Annotated in this window: 18 protein-coding genes; 15 read left to right on the top strand and 3 right to left on the bottom strand. The window is 33.4% G+C overall.

Annotation, left to right across the window (positions count from 1 at the left end; all coding sequences use genetic code 11):
- Positions 1-375: 375 nt before the first annotated feature.
- The 3 genes from CBP76_RS11745 (at position 376) to CBP76_RS11735 (ending at position 4,355) form a co-directional block, all read left to right on the top strand.
- Positions 376-561, top strand: coding sequence for a hypothetical protein (locus CBP76_RS11745; RefSeq protein ID WP_102197046.1), 186 nt, complete (start codon positions 376-378; stop codon positions 559-561).
- Positions 562-834: 273 nt separating this feature from the next.
- Positions 835-2,406, top strand: coding sequence for an SLAP domain-containing protein (locus CBP76_RS11740; protein ID WP_102197045.1), 1,572 nt, complete (start codon positions 835-837; stop codon positions 2,404-2,406).
- Positions 2,407-2,621: 215 nt separating this feature from the next.
- Positions 2,622-4,355 carry a BspA family leucine-rich repeat surface protein gene (locus tag CBP76_RS11735; RefSeq protein WP_102197044.1) on the top strand — a complete coding sequence of 578 codons (1,734 nt, stop codon included), beginning with the start codon at positions 2,622-2,624 and terminating at the stop codon, positions 4,353-4,355.
- A gap of 63 nt (positions 4,356-4,418) precedes the next feature.
- Here the strand turns inward: CBP76_RS11735 and CBP76_RS11730 are convergent, their stop codons facing one another.
- On the bottom strand, positions 4,419-4,808 hold the full coding sequence (locus CBP76_RS11730) for a winged helix-turn-helix transcriptional regulator (RefSeq protein WP_102197043.1): 390 nt from the start codon (positions 4,806-4,808) through the stop codon (positions 4,419-4,421).
- Between the two features lie 67 nt (positions 4,809-4,875).
- Entirely contained in the window at positions 4,876-6,084 is a 1,209-nt protein-coding gene (locus CBP76_RS11725; RefSeq protein ID WP_102197042.1) for an MFS transporter, read from the bottom strand.
- Between the two features lie 471 nt (positions 6,085-6,555).
- On the opposite strand from CBP76_RS11725, the gene CBP76_RS11720 reads away from it, so the two are divergent.
- The 3 genes from CBP76_RS11720 to CBP76_RS11710 are packed head-to-tail and all read left to right on the top strand — an operon-like array spanning position 6,556 to position 9,201.
- The gene (locus tag CBP76_RS11720; RefSeq protein ID WP_102197041.1) at positions 6,556-7,524 is read left to right on the top strand and encodes an ABC transporter substrate-binding protein; all 969 of its coding nucleotides are present in this window, start codon (positions 6,556-6,558) and stop codon (positions 7,522-7,524) included.
- Positions 7,525-7,547: 23 nt separating this feature from the next.
- Complete coding sequence (locus tag CBP76_RS11715; protein WP_102197040.1) at positions 7,548-8,498, top strand: ABC transporter permease; 951 nt, start codon at positions 7,548-7,550, stop codon at positions 8,496-8,498.
- On the top strand, positions 8,443-9,201 hold the full coding sequence (locus tag CBP76_RS11710) for an ABC transporter ATP-binding protein (protein WP_166667267.1): 759 nt from the start codon (positions 8,443-8,445) through the stop codon (positions 9,199-9,201). The genes CBP76_RS11715 and CBP76_RS11710 overlap by 56 nt, the downstream gene beginning before the upstream one ends.
- A 923-nt stretch (positions 9,202-10,124) precedes the next feature.
- Here CBP76_RS11710 and CBP76_RS11705 read toward each other — a convergent pair.
- Entirely contained in the window at positions 10,125-10,928 is an 804-nt protein-coding gene (locus tag CBP76_RS11705; RefSeq protein ID WP_102197038.1) for a tyrosine-protein phosphatase, read from the bottom strand.
- A 63-nt stretch (positions 10,929-10,991) separates the two neighbouring features.
- Between CBP76_RS11705 and CBP76_RS11700 the strand changes: the two genes are divergently transcribed.
- The 9 genes from CBP76_RS11700 to asnB all read left to right on the top strand — a co-directional run bounded on the left by CBP76_RS11700 (position 10,992) and on the right by asnB (position 19,120).
- Complete coding sequence (locus tag CBP76_RS11700) at positions 10,992-12,104, top strand: glycerate kinase (protein WP_102197037.1); 1,113 nt, start codon at positions 10,992-10,994, stop codon at positions 12,102-12,104.
- An 80-nt stretch (positions 12,105-12,184) separates the two neighbouring features.
- A complete protein-coding gene (locus CBP76_RS11695; RefSeq protein ID WP_102197036.1) occupies positions 12,185-12,670 on the top strand; it encodes a universal stress protein in 486 nt (161 codons plus the stop codon).
- 89 nt (positions 12,671-12,759) lie between these two features.
- The gene (locus tag CBP76_RS11690; protein ID WP_166667271.1) at positions 12,760-13,308 is read left to right on the top strand and encodes a DNA-3-methyladenine glycosylase I; all 549 of its coding nucleotides are present in this window, start codon (positions 12,760-12,762) and stop codon (positions 13,306-13,308) included.
- Positions 13,309-13,344: 36 nt separating this feature from the next.
- A complete protein-coding gene (locus tag CBP76_RS11685; RefSeq protein WP_102197034.1) occupies positions 13,345-13,836 on the top strand; it encodes a hypothetical protein in 492 nt (163 codons plus the stop codon).
- A complete protein-coding gene (locus CBP76_RS11680; RefSeq protein ID WP_102197033.1) occupies positions 13,833-14,654 on the top strand; it encodes an ATP-binding cassette domain-containing protein in 822 nt (273 codons plus the stop codon). The genes CBP76_RS11685 and CBP76_RS11680 overlap by 4 nt, the downstream gene beginning before the upstream one ends.
- Positions 14,644-15,318: a hypothetical protein gene (locus tag CBP76_RS11675; RefSeq protein ID WP_102197032.1), complete on the top strand. Its 675-nt coding sequence runs from the start codon at positions 14,644-14,646 to the stop codon at positions 15,316-15,318. Before CBP76_RS11680 ends, CBP76_RS11675 begins: the two co-directional genes overlap by 11 nt.
- A gap of 66 nt (positions 15,319-15,384) precedes the next feature.
- On the top strand, positions 15,385-15,909 hold the full coding sequence (locus CBP76_RS11670; RefSeq protein ID WP_102197031.1) for a GNAT family N-acetyltransferase: 525 nt from the start codon (positions 15,385-15,387) through the stop codon (positions 15,907-15,909).
- Positions 15,910-16,028: 119 nt separating this feature from the next.
- On the top strand, positions 16,029-17,198 hold the full coding sequence (locus CBP76_RS11665) for a metallophosphoesterase family protein (protein WP_102197030.1): 1,170 nt from the start codon (positions 16,029-16,031) through the stop codon (positions 17,196-17,198).
- A 14-nt stretch (positions 17,199-17,212) separates the two neighbouring features.
- Complete coding sequence (gene asnB, locus CBP76_RS11660) at positions 17,213-19,120, top strand: asparagine synthase (glutamine-hydrolyzing) (RefSeq protein ID WP_102197029.1); 1,908 nt, start codon at positions 17,213-17,215, stop codon at positions 19,118-19,120.
- The last annotated feature ends 101 nt before the right edge of the window (positions 19,121-19,221 follow it).

Here is a 19,221-nt window from a genome sequence, read left to right as displayed (position 1 = left end):
ACGGATTTTTTGAATACATGGTTTGAAACCAAAAAAATATAGTAATCAAATTTAACTAAAATATATATGTTCAATTAGCATAAACAAATGTCTATCAAGACCGATATAATAGGCTTTACGAGCAAAATAAGTTAAAAAATAATTGTATAAGTTTATTTCTAAGAAATACTAATTTTTATTTTAGAAAAATTTGATTATTTTTAAAATCCCTACTGCCAGTAAAGGTTGATTTTAAGATATTGATGGTTATTATTAGAAGAAAAAAAATAAAATCTTAAATGTGGTTCAAACGTTGATATGGCGGGTTGTAAAAGAGTTTTTAGCATGCTATTATCGTCTATGGAAAAAGAAGAAATCACATAAGGGGTGGATGTTATGACAACAAGAAACGTAAAATTCATGAAAGTAGCAGTAATGGCGGTGTTAGCTATATTATTAATGATGTTATTCGTTTTACAAAGCCGATACACCATTCCTGCCGTGGCTTTGGCAGCAATCGCTTTCGCAGTTTATTCAGAGGATAAGCTAGCAAAGAAACATACTTTTAAGTTTATAGATTAATGTATTCTTACTAGAAATCAAAATTGTTTATCCGTGAATTGCATCATAAAGGTTAGATAACTGATTCTTTGTAAGGAAAAATGACTTCATTCAAATATTAAGATAAAAAGAACTAGTAATCAAAATATGATTACTAGTTCTTTTTATCTTAGACAGGAAAATCTATATTTAATATTCATAAATAATAATATATTTTGTATTTAATTATTATTTTTTATTGAGTATTTATAGAGATGCTATAATAAAAATGTATTGGGGAGAAGTGGATTAAAGATGAGACAATTTTTATTTTTAAATAATAGATTAGCTAAGAAATCGCTCACTGTTAGCATATTATCTTTTGGGATAATTGTGTGGGGAGGTTATAATATCCAAGCTGTAAAGGCTGATATTAATTCCGAATCAACTGGTGAAACAGCTCTTAGTGATAAAAGTACCAGCAGTAGTATTATTAGTGCAAAAGATGGAACCTGTGATCTAACTTTAGACACAAATAGTGGAGTTTTAACGATTGGTCCGGGTCAATTAAAGGGAGCAGTCTACTCTGAAGATACCAATAATGTTTCCTCTATGCTGGAACAGCAACAATCAGGCGCATCAGCACTTGTTAAAAGTATTAAAATTGAACCCGGGGTTGAGGCTCCTGAAAATAGTTCATTTTTATTCAGAGGGTTTGATAATCTTACTAATTTTGATGGATTGAGTAATTTAAATATTGATAATACTATAAATGTACATGGAATGTTTTATGGGCTAGAGAGTTTGACTTCAATTGATATTTCCTCTTGGAAGAGTTCAAACATAGAGTACGCAAGTTATATGTTTCAAGGAGATAGTAATCTAGAGTCATTAACATTAGGAGATATATTTAGGCCACAATCTGGTAGTAATGAGGCGGGGACACAAATGATTTTCTCAGGAGATACTAGTTTATCGAAACTAATTATTCCCCAGGGAGTATCATTTTATTTAAGCACTTATGAAACTGATAGTTATTTTAATCCTGCTTTAAATAAATATTATTCAGAAAGCGACGATACAGTTATTAATGATACGGGAGATGACGATGGTGCCGTATTGACAGGTCCTATAACCGTAGCGACTGCACAGTCTAATCAAGTCTTTGTTAATGAATACATGACATATAAAATTGATGGTATTGAACAGACCAGAAAAATATCAGATCATAAAGTTGTTGATATTGATGATACAGATGAGGTAGATGTACCTTCAATAAAAGGATATAAACCAGATGTTCAAACAATAACCTTTAATATTCCCAACTATTCTGGAGATGAGTTAAATAAACTTCAGAATGTTTATTATCCAGATCCTTCCACAAGTTCAACGGTTGTAAATTACGTTAAAGATGAACCAACTAATCCAAGTAAACCAACTAAGCCAAGCAGCAGTGGTAGTAGTTCATCTAGTGTTGTTAATCCCATTCAAGATACTAATTTGCTAGTTGCCACTTTTCCTAAAGCTGCTGAAGTAACCTTGTATGATAATAACGAGACTAAGATAGGCAATCGAGCTTTAGCAAGTGGGACCTCATGGAAAGTTGATAAAACCAAGAATTATGGTGGCGTCAAATATTATCGTGTAGCTACAAATGAATGGGTTAAGGCTGACAATGTTTATGTTTATGAAGATCAAAGTTTAATTGTTAGGACAGGAAAATCAATTCAATATCTTACTAATAGTCAAGGGAAAACAGTAAATAATCGAGCGTTAGCTCCCAACACTGACTGGAAAATTGATCGTTTTGCTTATATTAATGGATCAACCTATTATCGTGTGGCTACTGATGAATTTGTTCCAACTAATGATGTGGTGGTTAAGTGAATTTAATAACTCTTTATAAATAACTGATAATTATGAATTAATTAAGGAAATTCATTCATTCGGGATGATTTTCTTTTTTATTAAAATTATTATTTTTTGGTCATAGAATAAATCATAGTGAGCAAAAACTTTTTTCCGTTACTGAATCCTAAATTCATTTATCTAATGATATTCTTCAATAATGATCAAACGTATTGAAGGGGACGGTTAGAATTATGAAAAAGGGACTTATTTCATTGGGTGCAACCATGTTAATAGCAGGAATCATATTGACAACGAATACAGCAAATGTTCATGCTGAAAATGTTGGCTCAAGTACCTCGACTGAGGAGATAAGCGACGATTCACATGATGGCAGAATTATTTTTAGTGGACAAGAAGGGCCAGAAGATAATCCCGTCATGTATAAATTGACGGATGATGGAACTTTGCACATTTATGGTGGAACAGTTGGGGCCGATGGAGTTCCATTTGCAATTGGAATGAACGATGAATATAAACCTTTGGTTACAAAGATTTCATTTGATGGTAATGTTATAGCTCAGGATAGCACCTCTAACTTTTTTAAAGATTTTAAAAATCTGAGTGAAATAAGTAATTTAAAGAATTTTGATACAAGTAATACTACAGATATGTCTAATATGTTTTCAGGATTAAAAGCTTTAAAAGTCTTGGACTTGACGGGTTTAAATACTAGCAAAGTAACTAATATGCAAGGGATGTTCTCTGAAAGCAATTTTGAATCGCTGAATTTATTAGGATTAGATACAAGTAGTGTCATAACTATGCAATCTATGTTTTCTGGAACTACCTTAAATTCATTGAATCTTTCAAAATTTAATGTATCTAATGTTAACAATATGAGTTTTATGTTTTCAAATATGTCAAATCTTAATTCTATAGATGTCAGTGGTTGGAAATTTAAAGACGGTGTTTCTATGATGCAGTTATTTTCTGGTGATAGTAAGTTAACTACAGTTGATTTGAGTACTTGGAATAATCAAAATGCTAATGCAACATATTATTTGATGAATAGTTCAATTGATAGAATTACAGTCTCCAAAGATACGTCATTAAAAAATTCATATATAGGATTAGATATATCAACGGGGGAAGCAAAATTTCCTGGTTATTGGATTAACATAAATAATCCGGATAAGTTGATTAATGCTCAGGATTTTGCCGTTGGAGCTGATGAATATGATGGGACCTATGTTCATGTAGTGCCATCAGATACAGTAACGTCGGACGTAACTTTTAAAAGTAATAAGGGTGATCAAATAAGTAAAGACCAGTCTATTACAATAAGTGATTTATTAAATATTAACGATGAATTTGATATTAAGGTGCCTACTTTAAGTGGTTATAAAGCGAACAAAGTCACCGTTAAAGGAAAATTATCGGTAGATATAAATGACGATGGAAAGGTTACTTATAAAATTGTTGTAGTAGATCCAGATGATTCAGGATACATAACATATACATCTGATGGAACGACTAATCCAAGTACGCCTAATCATTCGGGATCATCTTCATCTAGGCCAAATACAATTGACATTGAACATTTGGTAACTACCCATCCACATAATGGTTCGGTTTCACTATATAAATTAAATGGAGATAAAGTCTTAAATCGAGCCTTGGCACAAAATAGTGACTGGTTTAGTGACCAAGAAATGACTAGAAATGGTATTAAGTATTATCGTGTCGCTACAAATGAATGGGTTAAGGCAAGGGACATTTATGTATATGAGAATAAAAATTTAACGATTGGTACAAGAAATGATGTTCAATATTTAACTACTAGTCAGGGTGAGACGGTTTTGAATCGTGCCTTGGCAGCTGATACGAATTGGCAGGTTGATAAATTGGCTTATATTAATGGCAAATCTTTTTATCGTGTTGCTACAAATGAGTTTGTACCAGTTGATTCCGTCATTACAAAATGAAATATACAATTAAAGAGCCTAACAAGAAACTTATTAATAGTTTCTTGTTAGGCTCTTTTGTGGTTAATCGGCATAAGGCAAAGCGTCGTTTTCAACATCTTCTTTGTTTAATAGAATAATGTTTTCACCCTTAGCTTTACGTTTTTCAATATCATTTTCGCCCCAAACACAGAGGGCTTCTAATATTTTATTTAATGAATGACCATAATCGGTTAGCGAATATTCAACTTTTGGTGGAATTTGGTTATAAACTTTACGATCAATAATACCATCCTCTTCAAGTTCCCTTAATTGTTGAGTTAACATTTTTTGAGTGATATTAGGAATTACTCTTCGCAATTGACCCGTACGCATTTTACCGTGTTTTAAATGGCAGAGGATGATAGGTTTCCACTTGCCACCGATAATTTTCATAGTTGCTTCAACGCCGATATTATAAATTGCCTGTTTCATTAATGTGCCATCCTTCCAAATTAAGCCACTGTTTAATGTAAATGTATATTAACATCACTATTTGTACTTAGCAATTTTCTAAGTTTAAATCCTTTGATTCAACTGTAGAATTTTCCATTTTCATTAGTACAAAAATCAAAATAACTCCGATTAGCAACATAGCTATGCCAGCCCAAGGAGTATTGACTAACTGATTTTGAGCTACCATTTGTCCACCAATAGTTGAACCGACCGTGATTCCTACATTAAAGGCTGAGATATTTAAGGCTGACGCCAATGGAACTTCATTAGGCGTGTATTTTTCAGCCAATTGAACGATATATAATTGTAATCCTGGGACATTCATGAAAGCAAATAAGCCTAATAATAGAATAGCCACTAAACCTAGTAGATGAAAATTGATTGTAAATCTCATTACAATTAAAGCCAAGCCTAAACCAATAAACATTTTCAAGAGGGCAGCTAAGGGTTTTTTATTAGCAAATCTTCCACCAAGAGTATTACCAATTGCCACAGCTACGCCATAAAAGATTAAAATAATAACGATAGCTCCTTGTGACCAACCCATATTTTTATTCAATATGGTTGTTAAGTAAGTATAGACAGGGAAGGTTGCGCCATATCCTAAAGCTGTTATTAATAAAATTAATAGTAATTGCGGTTGCTTAAGAATTTTCCAAATTCCTTTGACACTAGTTGGTTTGGGTAATGGCAATTTGTTTGGCACTAAAATAATATTAGTGATTAAACCAATCAATCCAAGTGCAACTAGGAAGAAGAATGATAATCTCCATCCAAAAGTATTACCGATGAATGTCCCAATTGGAACACCTGTAATGGTAGCAACGGTTAATCCGGTAAACATTACTGCAATTGCAGAAGCTCTTTTATTAGGACTAACGACATCGGCAGCAATTAGTGAAGCAATAGTCATAAAGATACCATGTGATAAAGCAGCAATGATTCGACCTACCAAAAGAATGATGAAGCTTGGTGCTAATGCCGCCAGGGTATTTCCGATAATAAAGCTGACCATAATTCCAATTAATAATTTTTTGCGATCCCAACGGTTAGTTATTAAGGCTAGAATTGGTGCACCGAACATTATTCCTAAGGCATAAATAGAAACGGTCAGACCGCCTTGTGATAATGAAATGCTAAATGTTTTAGTGAGGAGAGGCATGATCCCAACACTAATGAATTCGGTTGATCCAATTGCAAAAGCACTAATGGCTAATGATAAAAGAATCCAATTTGATGATACTTTTTTGTTCATATCCTTTTCACCTCTTAGGCAATATTTGATTATGTGTATCATTATATGGGGTTGGGATAAATAAACAATTACGTACTTTAAAGTGCAGTAGGTACTAAAAAGTACCTATAATTAAAATTAGATTATTTTAATAAAATTATTGACATATTAATTTCTAGATGTTTTACATAGAGAATGTAAATTGAAAACGAGGAGAACTTTATTATGAAAATAAGTAATAATTTAAACTCACATTTAAATAATCAATTTGCCTTTAGCTTTTTCTTTAGATAGCGTTTGTATCCAATCATTGGATGCGGACGCGTACGTGTTCGTATCTATCGATTGGCTAAAGCTTTTAAGCATGTCATAAAGCCAGATAGATACAGGGTTGAATCTATCTGGAGAAAATATTTGGGCCCAAGTATAAACCAGTTAGATTCGTATCCGAATCTAACTGGTTTTTTTTATACATTTGGGAGGATGAATTTTATGAAAAAATCTTTAATTGGTTTACTAACAGTAATAATGGCGGCCTTGGTATTGACAGGTTGTTCAAATAATAGCTCAGCAGCAGATAAAACATTGAACGTAGGAATTTTACAAATTGTTCCGCATGGTTCACTGGATGCTGCTAGAAAAGGATTCAAGGAAGAATTAAATAAAGAAATCAAACAACATGATAAATCTATTAAGGTTAAATATAACTATCAAAATGCTCAAGGGGATCAATCAAATCTTAATTCAATGGCACAACAATTAACTCAAAAAAAGAATGATTTGATTCTAGGAATTGCTACACCATCGGCACAAGCTTTGGCTAAAAAGACTAAAACAACACCAATAGTTGTCACAGCTGTCACTAATTTAAAAAGTGCGGGGTTGGTCAAGGATGATAGGAAGCCAAATACTAATGTTACTGGAACAAAAGATTTAGGACCAGTTGATAAACAAGTGAAGCTTTTGACTACCTTGACTAAGAGTGATAAACCAATTGGAGTTCTTTATAATTCATCAGAAGAAAATTCAGTTCTACAAATTAAAAAAGTTAAAACATATGCTAAGAATCATAATTTGAAATTAAATATTGTCAGTGTCACAAGTACGAATGATGTTGCAAGTGCTTTGTCATCAATGTCAGGTAAGGTTTCGGGAATCTATATCCCTACAGATAATTTAATGGCTAGCTCGATGAAAACAGTTGGCAAGAAAGCCAAAGAAGCTAAATTACCGGTTGTAACTGGATCAATCGAAATGGCTGAAGATGGTGGTACAGCTACATATGGTATTAATTACAATGATTTAGGTAAACAAACGGCTAAGATGGCTTATAAGATTTTGATTGATAAAAAGAAGCCTCAAGATATGCCTGTAGAAACATCACATACTTTGAGACTTTATGTTAACAAGGATAACGCCAAGGCACTTGGTATTAATCCAGATAAAATACAAAAACCATAGTTTAAAATTTTGGAGGTAAAAATATGCTTATATCTAGTCTTGGACAGGGATTATTGTGGGCACCATTGGCAATTGGAGTGTTCATCACATTTAGAATTTTAGATATTCCTGATTTAACCACAGAGGGAAGCTTTCCCTTTGGTGCTGCCATTGCAGTAAGTTTGATGCTGAAAGGGCAGTCGGCGATTACTGCTGCCGTTGTTGGTTTTCTTGCAGGGTGTTTGGCAGGATTGGTAACAGGAATATTGGACACTAAGTTTCGTATACCATCATTGTTAGCAGGAATTTTAACAATGACAGGTTTATATTCAATCAATATGCATATTATGGGGAAATCTAATGTTCCATTGTTAGATCAAAAGGTTTTGACAGAATATTTGCCAGCTGGTTGGAATTTAGAAATTCAAACAATTATTTTGGGGTTAATTGTGACTGTGATTGTGGTAACTCTACTATATTTAATGTTCAAAACTAGATTAGGACTCTCATTAATGGCAACAGGTAACAACAAAGAAATGTCCTCAGCAAATGGTATCAATACCGATGGAATGATAATTTTTGGTTATATGATTTCAAATGGATTTATTGCTTTATCAGGTGCTCTGATTGCTCAAAGTAATGGGTATGCTGATATTGGCATGGGAATTGGAACAATTGTTATTGGGTTAGCGTCTGTTTTGGTTGGTGAAATATTCTTACGTGGACATAATATTTTAACCCGTTTGATTGCCATGGTTGTTGGAGCAATTGTTTATCGATTACTTCTAACCGTTGCAATGGGATTAGGTTTTCCGCCAGACGATTTAAAAATTCTTTCAGCAATCATTTTGGTAATTGTAATCTGCGTTCCAATTATTCAAAACCGTATTAGAACCAAACGTCAATTGAAGAAATATTTAGCACAGATGGAGGAACAAGATGATGAAAGTATTACAAGTGAAGCATCTACAAAAGGTCTTCTTTCCCGGGACTGATAATGAACGTCATATTTTGAAAAATATTAATCTTCAAGTTGAGGAAGGCGACTTTATTTCAGTAATTGGTAACAATGGGGCTGGAAAATCAACTCTTTTAAATACTATTGCAGGAACCTTACAAGCAGATGCTGGAGAAATTGATTTGGTTGATCATGATGTTTCTAAGAAATCGGTAGCATATCGTTCACGTTTTATGTCACGTGTTTTCCAAGATCCTAAAATGGGAACAGCTGGAGATTTAACAGTTATGCAAAATTTGATTTTGGCACAAGACCATCAACATACAGTCAATTTAAAATGGTACCAAAAAAAGAATGATATTCCCCAATATCAAGAATTATTGAAGACTCTTAATATGGGATTGGAAAATTTTCTAGATACACAGGTTAAATATTTATCTGGTGGTCAGAGACAAGCCTTGTCGTTATTAATGGCAACCTTAAGTAAGCCAAAATTATTATTGCTAGATGAACATACAGCAGCCCTTGATCCTAAAACCAGTCATGAAGTCATGAAAATAACTGATGATATGGTACAAAAAAAGCATTTAACTACTATGATGATCACTCATAAAATGTCCGATGCATTGAAATATGGCAACCGTTTAGTTATGGTCCAAGATGGTCAAATCAAGTTAGATGTCCGAGGAGTTCAAAAGAATAATCTTGATAAAGAACAATTATTAGCAGCTTTTGAATAGGTACTGGTAAAGAATATAGCTTGTTTCGATTAAGATTGGTTAAAGTGTGAGTGTTAGAAAGGTCCTATCTGAATGTATAGGGGAGTATTCCGCACTCCACTACGAAAGGAACGATTCGGAACGCCAAGGGCACGACTTGAAGCCAAGAAGATCACTTGTCTCCAAGCTCGACCTTATTCTAAGCGGGAAAAACCGCTAAGAATAATTTCTTGGCTGAAATCGTCCTTTCTCCGTTTCGTACTAAATAACTGTTGTTGTTTTAGAATTTAACACTTCGATAACTTAAATAATTCCATTCAATTTTTTAATGTACCAAAATAGTCTGTATTGACATCAACTATAGTTTTGGGTTGAATCAATACAGACTATTTGTCTTTAGTAACTAAAACCATTTTAGTAACCAAATATACAACATTTATCTAGCCTGGAACAAAAATTGAAATCGGCTCAGCTATGAAATTTTACTTAGTGAGTGATTTTCTCACTTAGTAAAAGACCGAGCTTGGAAATTACGTGTTTTTTGCGTAAGTTTCAAGTCGTGTCCATAGCGTTCCGGCCGAATTTCAATTTTTGTGGAAGGCGGAAATCGCTCACACTCTAACCAAACTTAAGCAGGAATCAAGGATACCCATCGTTTTTGCCTTAATATGAATTGAATGATATAAAAAAGACCAGTTACTGAAGTAGAGTTCAGTAACTGGTCTTTAAAGTGTAACCCATTTATCAGGGGGGAAGGATGGATTACGAAACAGTTTTATATATTGTGGGGGATCATTTCTATATCTATATTTTGTTTATATGAAGAATAATTCTATAGGGGATAAGTTAAAAGCTTTTTGATTTCCTTTAACTTACAAGTACATCATAACGAGAAAATGTGAAGAAATTATGATGCCAATATTCCAAAAATAAGAAGTTTTTTATTATTCTAAGTAAATTTTCTTTAAAGTAGTGATTTCAGATGAGCTAACTTTTAATTCATTTTTGATATAATTATTCATATTACCATACATTTTATCGACGGTTTTCAAAGCGGTTGCTAGATAATTATAGTGGACAGTCATCAAATCACGGACCGAGTTGATAACGTTAGGATCGTTGTATCCTTTGTTTTGAAGTAAATCTACTAGGCCATTTACATAATCTTTGTTGGCCTTGTTGGTTAATAAATAATCTTCTTTAATAGTATCAAATGGTATTCCCAATGCCTCTAAGAAGAAAACGGCTCCCATACCGGTTCTGTCTTTACCAGCGCTACAATGGAATAATAGAACATTGTGATCACCAGTATTTAATAATAATTGATTAAAAAACTTGCGATAGGCAACCTTGGCATAGTCACCTGTGATAACATCACGGTAAACATCAATCATATGTTCATATCCATTAGTAGGATCACCGCCAATTTCTGGAATGTAGCTATCACTTTGAACCTCAGATGCCTTAGTTTCATCTTCTTGGAATACAGGAGCCCAGACATAACGAACTCCACTTGGTTTTTTGTCTGGCTTCTTTTCTATTTCTTGCTTTGACCTAAAATCAACATCTATTTTTAAACCATAATCTTTTAAATAGTTTAAATCATTGTTGCTTAAATCTGCCAAACCAGCAGACCTTAATATCTTGTGATATTTAACTGTCTTACCATCGGTTGTTTTGTAGCCGCCAAGTTCACGGAAATTAACACCTTTTTCAAGGTTTAAAACACGTTCATTATTGTTAGCCATTATTTAATTACCTCGGTTGTTTTTTCTATAATCATTATAACAAAAAGGAAGAGTTATCCTCTCATGAAGTTCATAATTGCCCCTGGAAAGTATAACAATCATGTTAGTTCGACAAAAATTAGTCAAGCTATCTATAACGGAATTTCGCATGCCATGCCTGAAGCTGAAATTGTAACAATGCCTGTGACCGATAGTAAGTATGGAATGCCTGCTTTGGTAGCACACACTCTCGGTGGACATTGGATAGAGATGCCTTACTTTGATGCTTTTTGGAATAATAAAAAAGGCCGTTACCTAATAACAAAGATCGATAGTCAAGATACCGCTATTATTGATTCTGAACAAGTAGTAGGCGTGGATTTAGCCAAAAATAAAACACGGGATCAGTTGTTTCATGCAACTAGTTATGGTATTGGGGAATTTATTATGGATGCTGTAACAAGTGGATTAAAAAATATTGTGTTGTGTTTAGGCAAAACGGCAGTTGCTGATGGCGGTTTAGGGGTATTACAAGCCCTAGGAGCAAGAATTTATAATGAGACTGGTGAATTGATACCAGAAGGTGAAAATCCTCTAATAGACGCTAATAGAATTGATATGGAGGATGTCTATGAGTTATTAGGTCAACGAACCAAGATTACTGTGTTATTGAATTTCTCAAGTGAGCATAAATTACGTGATACAGTTGAGTATCTCAATGAAGCTCAAGAAAGTTTTTTGGGAGATAATCTAGTTTATATTACAGAAAAAATGAATCAGAAGTATAATTTAGATATACACCCCATGCCACATTCAGATTCTATTAAAACCTTGGCGGGTGCGTTTGCAATGATTAATGCACATATTTCTAGGTCATCTTTTGAATGGGTGGCCAAAGTTACAGGAATGAATGAAACAATTCATTCAGCTGATATTATAGTAATGGCGACCGATAAAATTTCAATTGATACAATAAATGACGATGTTTTGTATCATATTAGTAGTTTGTCCAATTCAGAACAGATTCCAAATTTTGTGTTATGTAATGACTTCATTGATGACTTTCAAGATAATAAACAACTTTTTACAGGTATATTTTCAACAAGGATGACAGAATTGGATGATGAAACAACGCTATTAAATAATTATGAATCGGTTGCTAATCAGTTGATTAGGACGCTTTTGACATTTCAATAGAGTGTTATTATTGTATAATATATATGAATGCATTAATCTAAAATAAAGGATTTTCAATAAGTGCATTGGAGGATTGAATTATGGAACAAGATTATAAGAGAATTTTGGTTCCGGTAGATGGATCAAAAGAAGCAGAAATGGCTTTTAAGAAGGCCGTTACAGTTGCACGCATGAACGGTGGACATTTGGATGTCTTAACTGTCCTAGATACTAAGCAATTCATTGGATTACATGGTGGAATGCTTAATGGGGATGTAATTTACCAACTATCTGAAGATGCTCAGAAATATCTTAATGAATTAAAAGACGGAGCTGTCAAAGATGGTTTCAATGAAGATAATATTGATATCCATGTTCGTTTTGGTGAACCTAAGACAGTTATTTCACAAGAATTCATTGAAGAATATAATAATGATTTGATTATGATTGGTTCAACTGGTATGAATGCTGTTACTAGATTATTGGTAGGATCAGTTTCTGAGTATGTTACAAGAAATGCAAAAACTGATGTTATTATTGTTAGAACTGATATTGATAATAAGAAATTGGTTGATAAGAAGAAATAACAATTTAATCTTAAAGTAAAAGACGTTATAGCAATCATTTTAATGGATGCTATAGCGTCTTTACTTATTGAGTTGAATTATAGGAGAAAATTATGAGGTGTGCCTGGGCTAATAGTTCTGAAGAAATGAAATTATACCATGATAAAGAATGGGGAAAACCAAGTTTTGACGAGCAATATTTTTTTGAAATGCTGACACTAGAAGGTGCACAAGCAGGATTATCATGGGCAACAATTATTAAACGACGTCAAACATATAAAATAGCATATGATAATTTTGAGATTGATAAAGTAGCAGAATATGATCAATCTAAAAGGGATACTTTGCTTCAAGATAAAGGCATCATAAGAAATCGTCTAAAAGTGGATTCTTCAATCAATAATGCTAAAATAATTCAGCAAATGCATCAAAATGGTGAAAATTTTTTTGAATATATCTGGAATTTTGTTGATAATAAAGCAATAATTAATCATTATAGTGATATGAACGAAGTACCCGCCCAGACAGAACTATCGCAACAAATCAGTAAAGATTTGAAAAAACGCGGTTTTAGGTTTGTTGGGCCTACAATTATTTATTCTTTTTTGCAGGCTGTTGGAGTAGTCAATGATCATATTGATGCCTGTGATTTCAAGTGAAAATTAGTATAATGGTATTAAAGACGGAGGATAACTATGAATTCTGAAACTATTAGTAATTTGGCCGATTGGCTCTATACAAACAGAACAAAGATTGAAGATAAATCAGAAGAATTTGACGCTCAAAAGGTTTACGATATTTTGGACTCATTGGAAGTTTTGAGAAAACCAATTAAAGATTATTTTGATATGACAGAAGACGACTATTATCAAAATGAATCAGATCACCGCTTAACTTTACAAAACCCTGATAATAAATTGATTGAATTACATGATCGTGTTCAAGTAAACCACGTTGATGGTTCTTTAGCGGGCCATGAAATTAATTTTACCTATAATCATGAAGATCCTTATGCCGATGGTAATTATAAAGTGAAAACCGATATTAATTTAATCGACTATTCATTTACAGTTATTGGTGCAGTTTATGACAATACCATTATCGCTGATTTAAGAAATGCTATCTCAAAAGATGCTATTCTTTCGATCGGGTTAGCAGCTCATGCTGTTGAGGAATCACTTAAATGAAATTATTATCAGTCAATGATTTATCATTGCAAAACGAGGGCTACTTTGCATTTAAGCATGTGGCTTTTTCTTTGGCCCAAAATGAAATAATTGGTATTGATGGCGATAATGGTAGTGGGAAATCCCAATTGTTAGAGGCAATAGCAAATAATTTTGTATCGGATAGTGGGACGATTGAATATACTCCTGGGGTAAGGATAGGATATTTGCCTCAAGTGAATCCCGAAGAGATCGACCAAACAGTTGCAAGTTACTTGGAAGACATCCGTCAGCTTTCTAAGGATTTGGCAGTGAGAAAAGAGCAATTAAAGGGAATGATAACCTTTTTGGGAATCAGCCCTTATTTGAATCGTTCAGTTAGACAATTGTCGACCGGCTTAAAACGACAGGTAGATTTTCTAGCGGCTGTCTGTGGACACCCCAATGTGTTATTGCTGGATGAACCCTTTGCATTTCAAACTAGGGAAAGCATAAAAAAAATGCTGGAATTAATTAATGATTTGAAGGACAACGGAGCCGGGGTCATTATTGCTTGTACAGAGTTTGGTGATGACATTAAGAAAGTTATTGATACGGAATATTGTTTTAGTGATGGTATTTTAAAAAAGAATACTCAAGAAAATATTAAACAATGTCAGCTTATCTTTAGTGTATATCCCAATTCGATTGCTATTACACATGATATTGAGCAGTATATGGTGGAAAATGTTAATAATAGGATTGAGATGCAGGTACCTTTGAGGATTAAAGATTCTATTATAAAAGAAATGACGCAACTCAATTATAGGTTTGAGGAGGTCAAAAATATTGAAAGTTAAAATCCTATTAAGAAGCTATTTGCAAATGTTCTTCCAAAATTTTTTGTATTTGACCAGTTTGTTCACTATAATAGCTTTTGGTTTAATGGCTGGTCACCTTCTGAATATTTCAGAATTGAAGAAATATAGCCTTTTGTTGATAAGCATTTTTTTGCTGTCTTTATTATCGACGATGAATTTGTACTATAACGACAGTAAAAGAAATATTTATTTAAAACAAAAAGTTAACAGTTATTGGGCTGATGTTTTGAGTCAGTTTTTAGTGGCTCTGATAACTAATACGTTTTCGGCAGTTTTGATTTTTATTTTTAGTTTGATTTTAAATCAGGATTTATTGTTGGATGTAATAGGAATATTTGCACTTTTTTCGTGTGGAATGTTGGGGAGTGCGATTGCCACTTTATTCAAAACGCAATGGTATCATCACTCTAGCTTGGGTCAGGTTGGAGTATTAGTATTTGTTTACTTGGCTTTTTCAGGTAGTGTGATTGATCTTTTGAATCACGTGGAGTTTATCTTGCCTCCGTTATCAAAAATGATTATGACGTTGCAACTTGAAGCTTCTATTACAAAATTGTTACCTACAGCTATACAAGCATTTTTGTACTCAATAATTTTATTTTTAGTTAGTTCATTTTTCTACAAAAAAAGTAAAAATAATTGATTAAAGCTATTGCAATGTTATGTGTTTTTCTGATTTAATACTTTGATAAAATAGGGAGGCAATTTGATGAGCAATATTTATTTACGTCAAACAACACTTGACGATTTGCCAAGAATTATTGAAATTATTGATGGTGCTAAGAAAGCCCTACGAGATCGGGGGGTTAACCAGTGGCAAGATGGTTATCCTAGTGAGGAAGTACTTAAACGAGATATTCAAGAAGATATAAATTATGTTTTAATATTAGATGGTGAGATTGTAGGAGTTGCTACTTTGCAACAAGGTTACGATAAAAATTATCAGGATATGGACTCAGGTGCATGGGATGATGATTCAGATGTAACTTATTCTATTATTCACCGTATTGCAGTTGACTCAGCTCATCAGGGTGAGCATTTAGGATCATATTTGATACAACATTTATTAACAATGTCGCATTACCTAGGCTATAGTGATGTTAGAACAGATACTCATCCTGATAATTTGATCATGCAACATATTATTACTAATGGTGGCTTTGAAGAAAAGGGCACTGTAACGATGGATGAGGATCATGGTGTTCGAAAGGCTTATCAAATTCTCTTGAAATAAGCATTGAAAGATTATTTTTCATATTTTTGATATATAATTGAACCATAATTAGACCATCATCAAGATGGTTTTTTTATTATATTTTTATCCAAAGCATTGGATATTAGGAGAACGGTAAATTGAAAATCAAGAATATTGCAAGAAGTGTTCTAAATCCTAGACCTTCAGAGTTTATTTCAACTCAAACTGAGAATTTTTTGAGACGATTGAAGCCCAGACCGTTTGTCGTTGACTACATTGAGGGCGTTTATAAGAATAATGTTTTGCCAAATGTGAATGACAATACGGTGACAATTTCTGTTCTAACCGATACCCATGCTAAGGCCGTAGTCAGTGCTTCCTATTATGGAATTAATGGCATGCGACACATTATTGAGGCCAATCGAGTCAGTGATGACATGGGGATGGACCTTAATGTTCATCTTGGTGATTTAATGGATGGTAGTGATAAACCAGAGATAAGTCGTGGTATTTTGAAGTCTGCAGTTGAGAATTATCAGGCTAGTAAGGCACCATTTTTCATTGTTGAGGGTAATCATGATGAAAATGATAAATACGATGAACATCGCTTCTTTAAAACGGCTTCCTTTCAACGAGATGATTATTATTCTTTAGTAACAAAGCATGAATTTGAACAACCTGAGATTCTACGTTTGAATCCCGTCTCTAAAGTTGGCTGGTATGATAAGGGCAACATACGAGTCATCTTTATTGATACAAGTGATATTCCTTATATTCTTAGTAACGGTTCTAAGAAATATGACTTCAAGAAGGTTAGAGGGGTCAGAGAACAGCAACTAGAAGATTTAACTACCATTTTAGAAGACACAGTCGACAAACATGTAGTTGTAATGGGACATGCCAATATCGTAAGTCCGAGTGGGCGTAGTGCATTAAACTTTAATGGTGATTTGATTCAACAGTTATTAGTCGCATTCAATAACAAAGCTTCAGGACAATTGAAAAATGAATTAACAGGAGATTTTGGAGTTAATTTACGCTATGATTTCTCATCTACAGGCATTTCCAAGGTGACAACTTATATTTGTGGTCATATGCATTACGAAAAAAACTACAAAGTTTCTGAAATTAATCATATAATATTAAATTGTTCGGCCCTTATGGGGAAGAAGCATGGACTAACAACTGATTACAACAAAAAATGGGATAGACGATATAATGAGATTTCTGAATTAGCAGGATATTTTATTAATATCGACCCGAACAAATTACGCTTACAGATTTTTGGTTACGGAGCCGCAACAAGGTATGTAAGTTTTGAAATATAAGGGAGAATTATTTTATGTGTGGAATTGTCGGATTCGTAGATAAGAATATTGCGGACAAAAAGCCTGTAATTGAAGCTATGATGGATACAATCAAGCACCGTGGACCAAACAGTTCAGGTGAACTAGTTGATGGAGACGTTGCTCTTGGTTTTCGCCGTTTAAGTATTATTGATATTAGTAGCGGTATGCAACCAATTTATAATGAAGACAGATCAAAAGCCATTATTTTTAATGGTGAAATTTATAACTATCAAGATGTTAGAAAAGAATTAAAAAAGGCTGGACATGTCTTTAGTACAGAAACTGATACTGAAGTTTTGCTTCACGGTTTTGAAGAGTGGGGTATTGAAGGCCTACTTAAAAAGATCCGTGGAATGTTTGCCTTTGTAATTTATGATTTTAAGACTGGTGATATTACTGGTGCCAGAGATTTCTTTGGTATTAAACCTTTATATTATTATAATCGTGAAGGAACGTTTATTTTTGGTTCAGAAATCAAGTCTTTCTTGAAACAACCTAATTTCAAAAAAGAATTAAATAAGGCTGCTTTGAAGCCATATTTGACGTTCCAATATTCAGCTATGAATGAAACTTTCTTTAAGAATGTTTTCAAAATTCCTGAAGGCCATTATTTCACATACAAGAATGGAAAATTAAGTATTAAGAAATATTGGGATATGGAATTCAAAGAAAATAACTTGTCATTCGAAGAGACAGTCAAGAGAATTGATCACTCGATCCGTGAGTCAGTTGAAGAACATGCAATTAGTGATGTTCCAGTAGGTTCATTATTGTCTAGTGGTGTCGATTCCAGTTATGTCACAGCAATTTTGAAACCACAACATACATATTCAATTGACTTTGATACAAGTACTTATGAAGAAGGAACTGCCGCTAAATTATTGGCTGATAAGTTAGGCCTTGAAAATACTCGTGGTATCGTAACTAAGGAAGAAGCAGTTAAGTCATTACCATTGATTCAATATTATATGGATGAACCAGATGCTAATCCTTCATGTGTACCACTTTATTTCTTAACTAAGTTAGCTAGTCGTGATGTTACTGTAATCCTTTCAGGTGAAGGTGCAGATGAACTATTTGCAGGTTATGCTAATTATGGATTCCATTCCCATTCTAAGACGGTTCGTGTTATTGCTGAGGATTTGAAGAAATTACCTAAGGGAGTTAGATACAAATTGGCTCGTGGACTTAAGAAAATGCCTAATTTCCCAGGTAGACTTCATTTGTATGAATCAACTGCTAAGGCTGAAGAATTCTTTATAGGTCAAGCTAAAATTTTCTCTGAGCAAGAAGCCAGTAATTTAGTGAAGCCAGAATTTGAAAAATCACGTTCAGTTAAAGACATTGTTATGAGAAGTTATAACAAAGTTAAGGACTATAATGATGAAGTTAAAAAGATGCAATATCTTGATATTCATCAGTTCATGGCTAATGATATTATTCTTAAAGCCGATCGTATGAGCATGGCTAACTCTATGGAATTACGTGTACCATTCTTGGATAAAGAGGTTGCCAGAGTGGCTGCTGGTGTACCTACAAAGTATCTTTTAAATAGTAAAGACAGTAAATATGCTTTGCGTGTTGCTGCAGAACGTGCTTTACCAGCAGAATGGGCTAAACGTGAAAAATTAGGATTCCCAGTTCCAATCCGTGATTGGATTAAGACTAAAGAAGTCTATGAGGATTTCCGTAAATTATTCAGTGCAGATTTTGCCGGTGAGTTCTTTGATCAAGATACAATTTTAGAAATGCTTGACGGATGTTATCGTGGCGAAAACGATGATCGTCGTAAAGTTTGGACAATTTATACTTTCTTAATCTGGTATAAAGTCTTCTTTATTGATGGTGGTAAGAAACCAGATGTTGATCCACAAGTTCTTGTTCCTAGTGATGAAAAGTAATTTTTAAAAGCTACCTGGTAATCAGTTTTAATGATTACTAGGTAGCTTTTTTTACAGTAATTAAGATTATTTAAAAACATTCGTAAGCACCTAATAACTGA

Source organism: Companilactobacillus nuruki (assembly GCF_002872255.1).
In the GTDB taxonomy this organism is placed as follows: Bacteria; Bacillota; Bacilli; order Lactobacillales; family Lactobacillaceae; genus Companilactobacillus; species Companilactobacillus nuruki.
This window is presented reverse-complemented; position numbering and strand designations above follow the sequence as displayed.

What these genes read in the sequence shown, in the direction of transcription:
- CBP76_RS11685 (WP_102197034.1), top strand. Translation starts at nt 13,345, where the DNA reads ATGAATTCTGAAACTATTAGTAATTTGGCCGATTGGCTCTATACAAAC.
- CBP76_RS11705 (WP_102197038.1), bottom strand. Translation starts at nt 10,928, where the DNA reads ATGGCTAACAATAATGAACGTGTTTTAAACCTTGAAAAAGGTGTTAAT.
- CBP76_RS11695 (WP_102197036.1), top strand. Translation starts at nt 12,185, where the DNA reads ATGGAACAAGATTATAAGAGAATTTTGGTTCCGGTAGATGGATCAAAA.
- CBP76_RS11720 (WP_102197041.1), top strand. Translation starts at nt 6,556, where the DNA reads ATGAAAAAATCTTTAATTGGTTTACTAACAGTAATAATGGCGGCCTTG.
- CBP76_RS11710 (WP_166667267.1), top strand. Translation starts at nt 8,443, where the DNA reads ATGATGAAAGTATTACAAGTGAAGCATCTACAAAAGGTCTTCTTTCCC.
- CBP76_RS11745 (WP_102197046.1), top strand. Translation starts at nt 376, where the DNA reads ATGACAACAAGAAACGTAAAATTCATGAAAGTAGCAGTAATGGCGGTG.
- CBP76_RS11670 (WP_102197031.1), top strand. Translation starts at nt 15,385, where the DNA reads ATGAGCAATATTTATTTACGTCAAACAACACTTGACGATTTGCCAAGA.
- asnB (WP_102197029.1), top strand. Translation starts at nt 17,213, where the DNA reads ATGTGTGGAATTGTCGGATTCGTAGATAAGAATATTGCGGACAAAAAG.
- CBP76_RS11725 (WP_102197042.1), bottom strand. Translation starts at nt 6,084, where the DNA reads ATGAACAAAAAAGTATCATCAAATTGGATTCTTTTATCATTAGCCATT.
- CBP76_RS11700 (WP_102197037.1), top strand. Translation starts at nt 10,992, where the DNA reads ATGAAGTTCATAATTGCCCCTGGAAAGTATAACAATCATGTTAGTTCG.
- CBP76_RS11730 (WP_102197043.1), bottom strand. Translation starts at nt 4,808, where the DNA reads ATGAAACAGGCAATTTATAATATCGGCGTTGAAGCAACTATGAAAATT.
- CBP76_RS11740 (WP_102197045.1), top strand. Translation starts at nt 835, where the DNA reads ATGAGACAATTTTTATTTTTAAATAATAGATTAGCTAAGAAATCGCTC.
- CBP76_RS11715 (WP_102197040.1), top strand. Translation starts at nt 7,548, where the DNA reads ATGCTTATATCTAGTCTTGGACAGGGATTATTGTGGGCACCATTGGCA.
- CBP76_RS11735 (WP_102197044.1), top strand. Translation starts at nt 2,622, where the DNA reads ATGAAAAAGGGACTTATTTCATTGGGTGCAACCATGTTAATAGCAGGA.
- CBP76_RS11680 (WP_102197033.1), top strand. Translation starts at nt 13,833, where the DNA reads ATGAAATTATTATCAGTCAATGATTTATCATTGCAAAACGAGGGCTAC.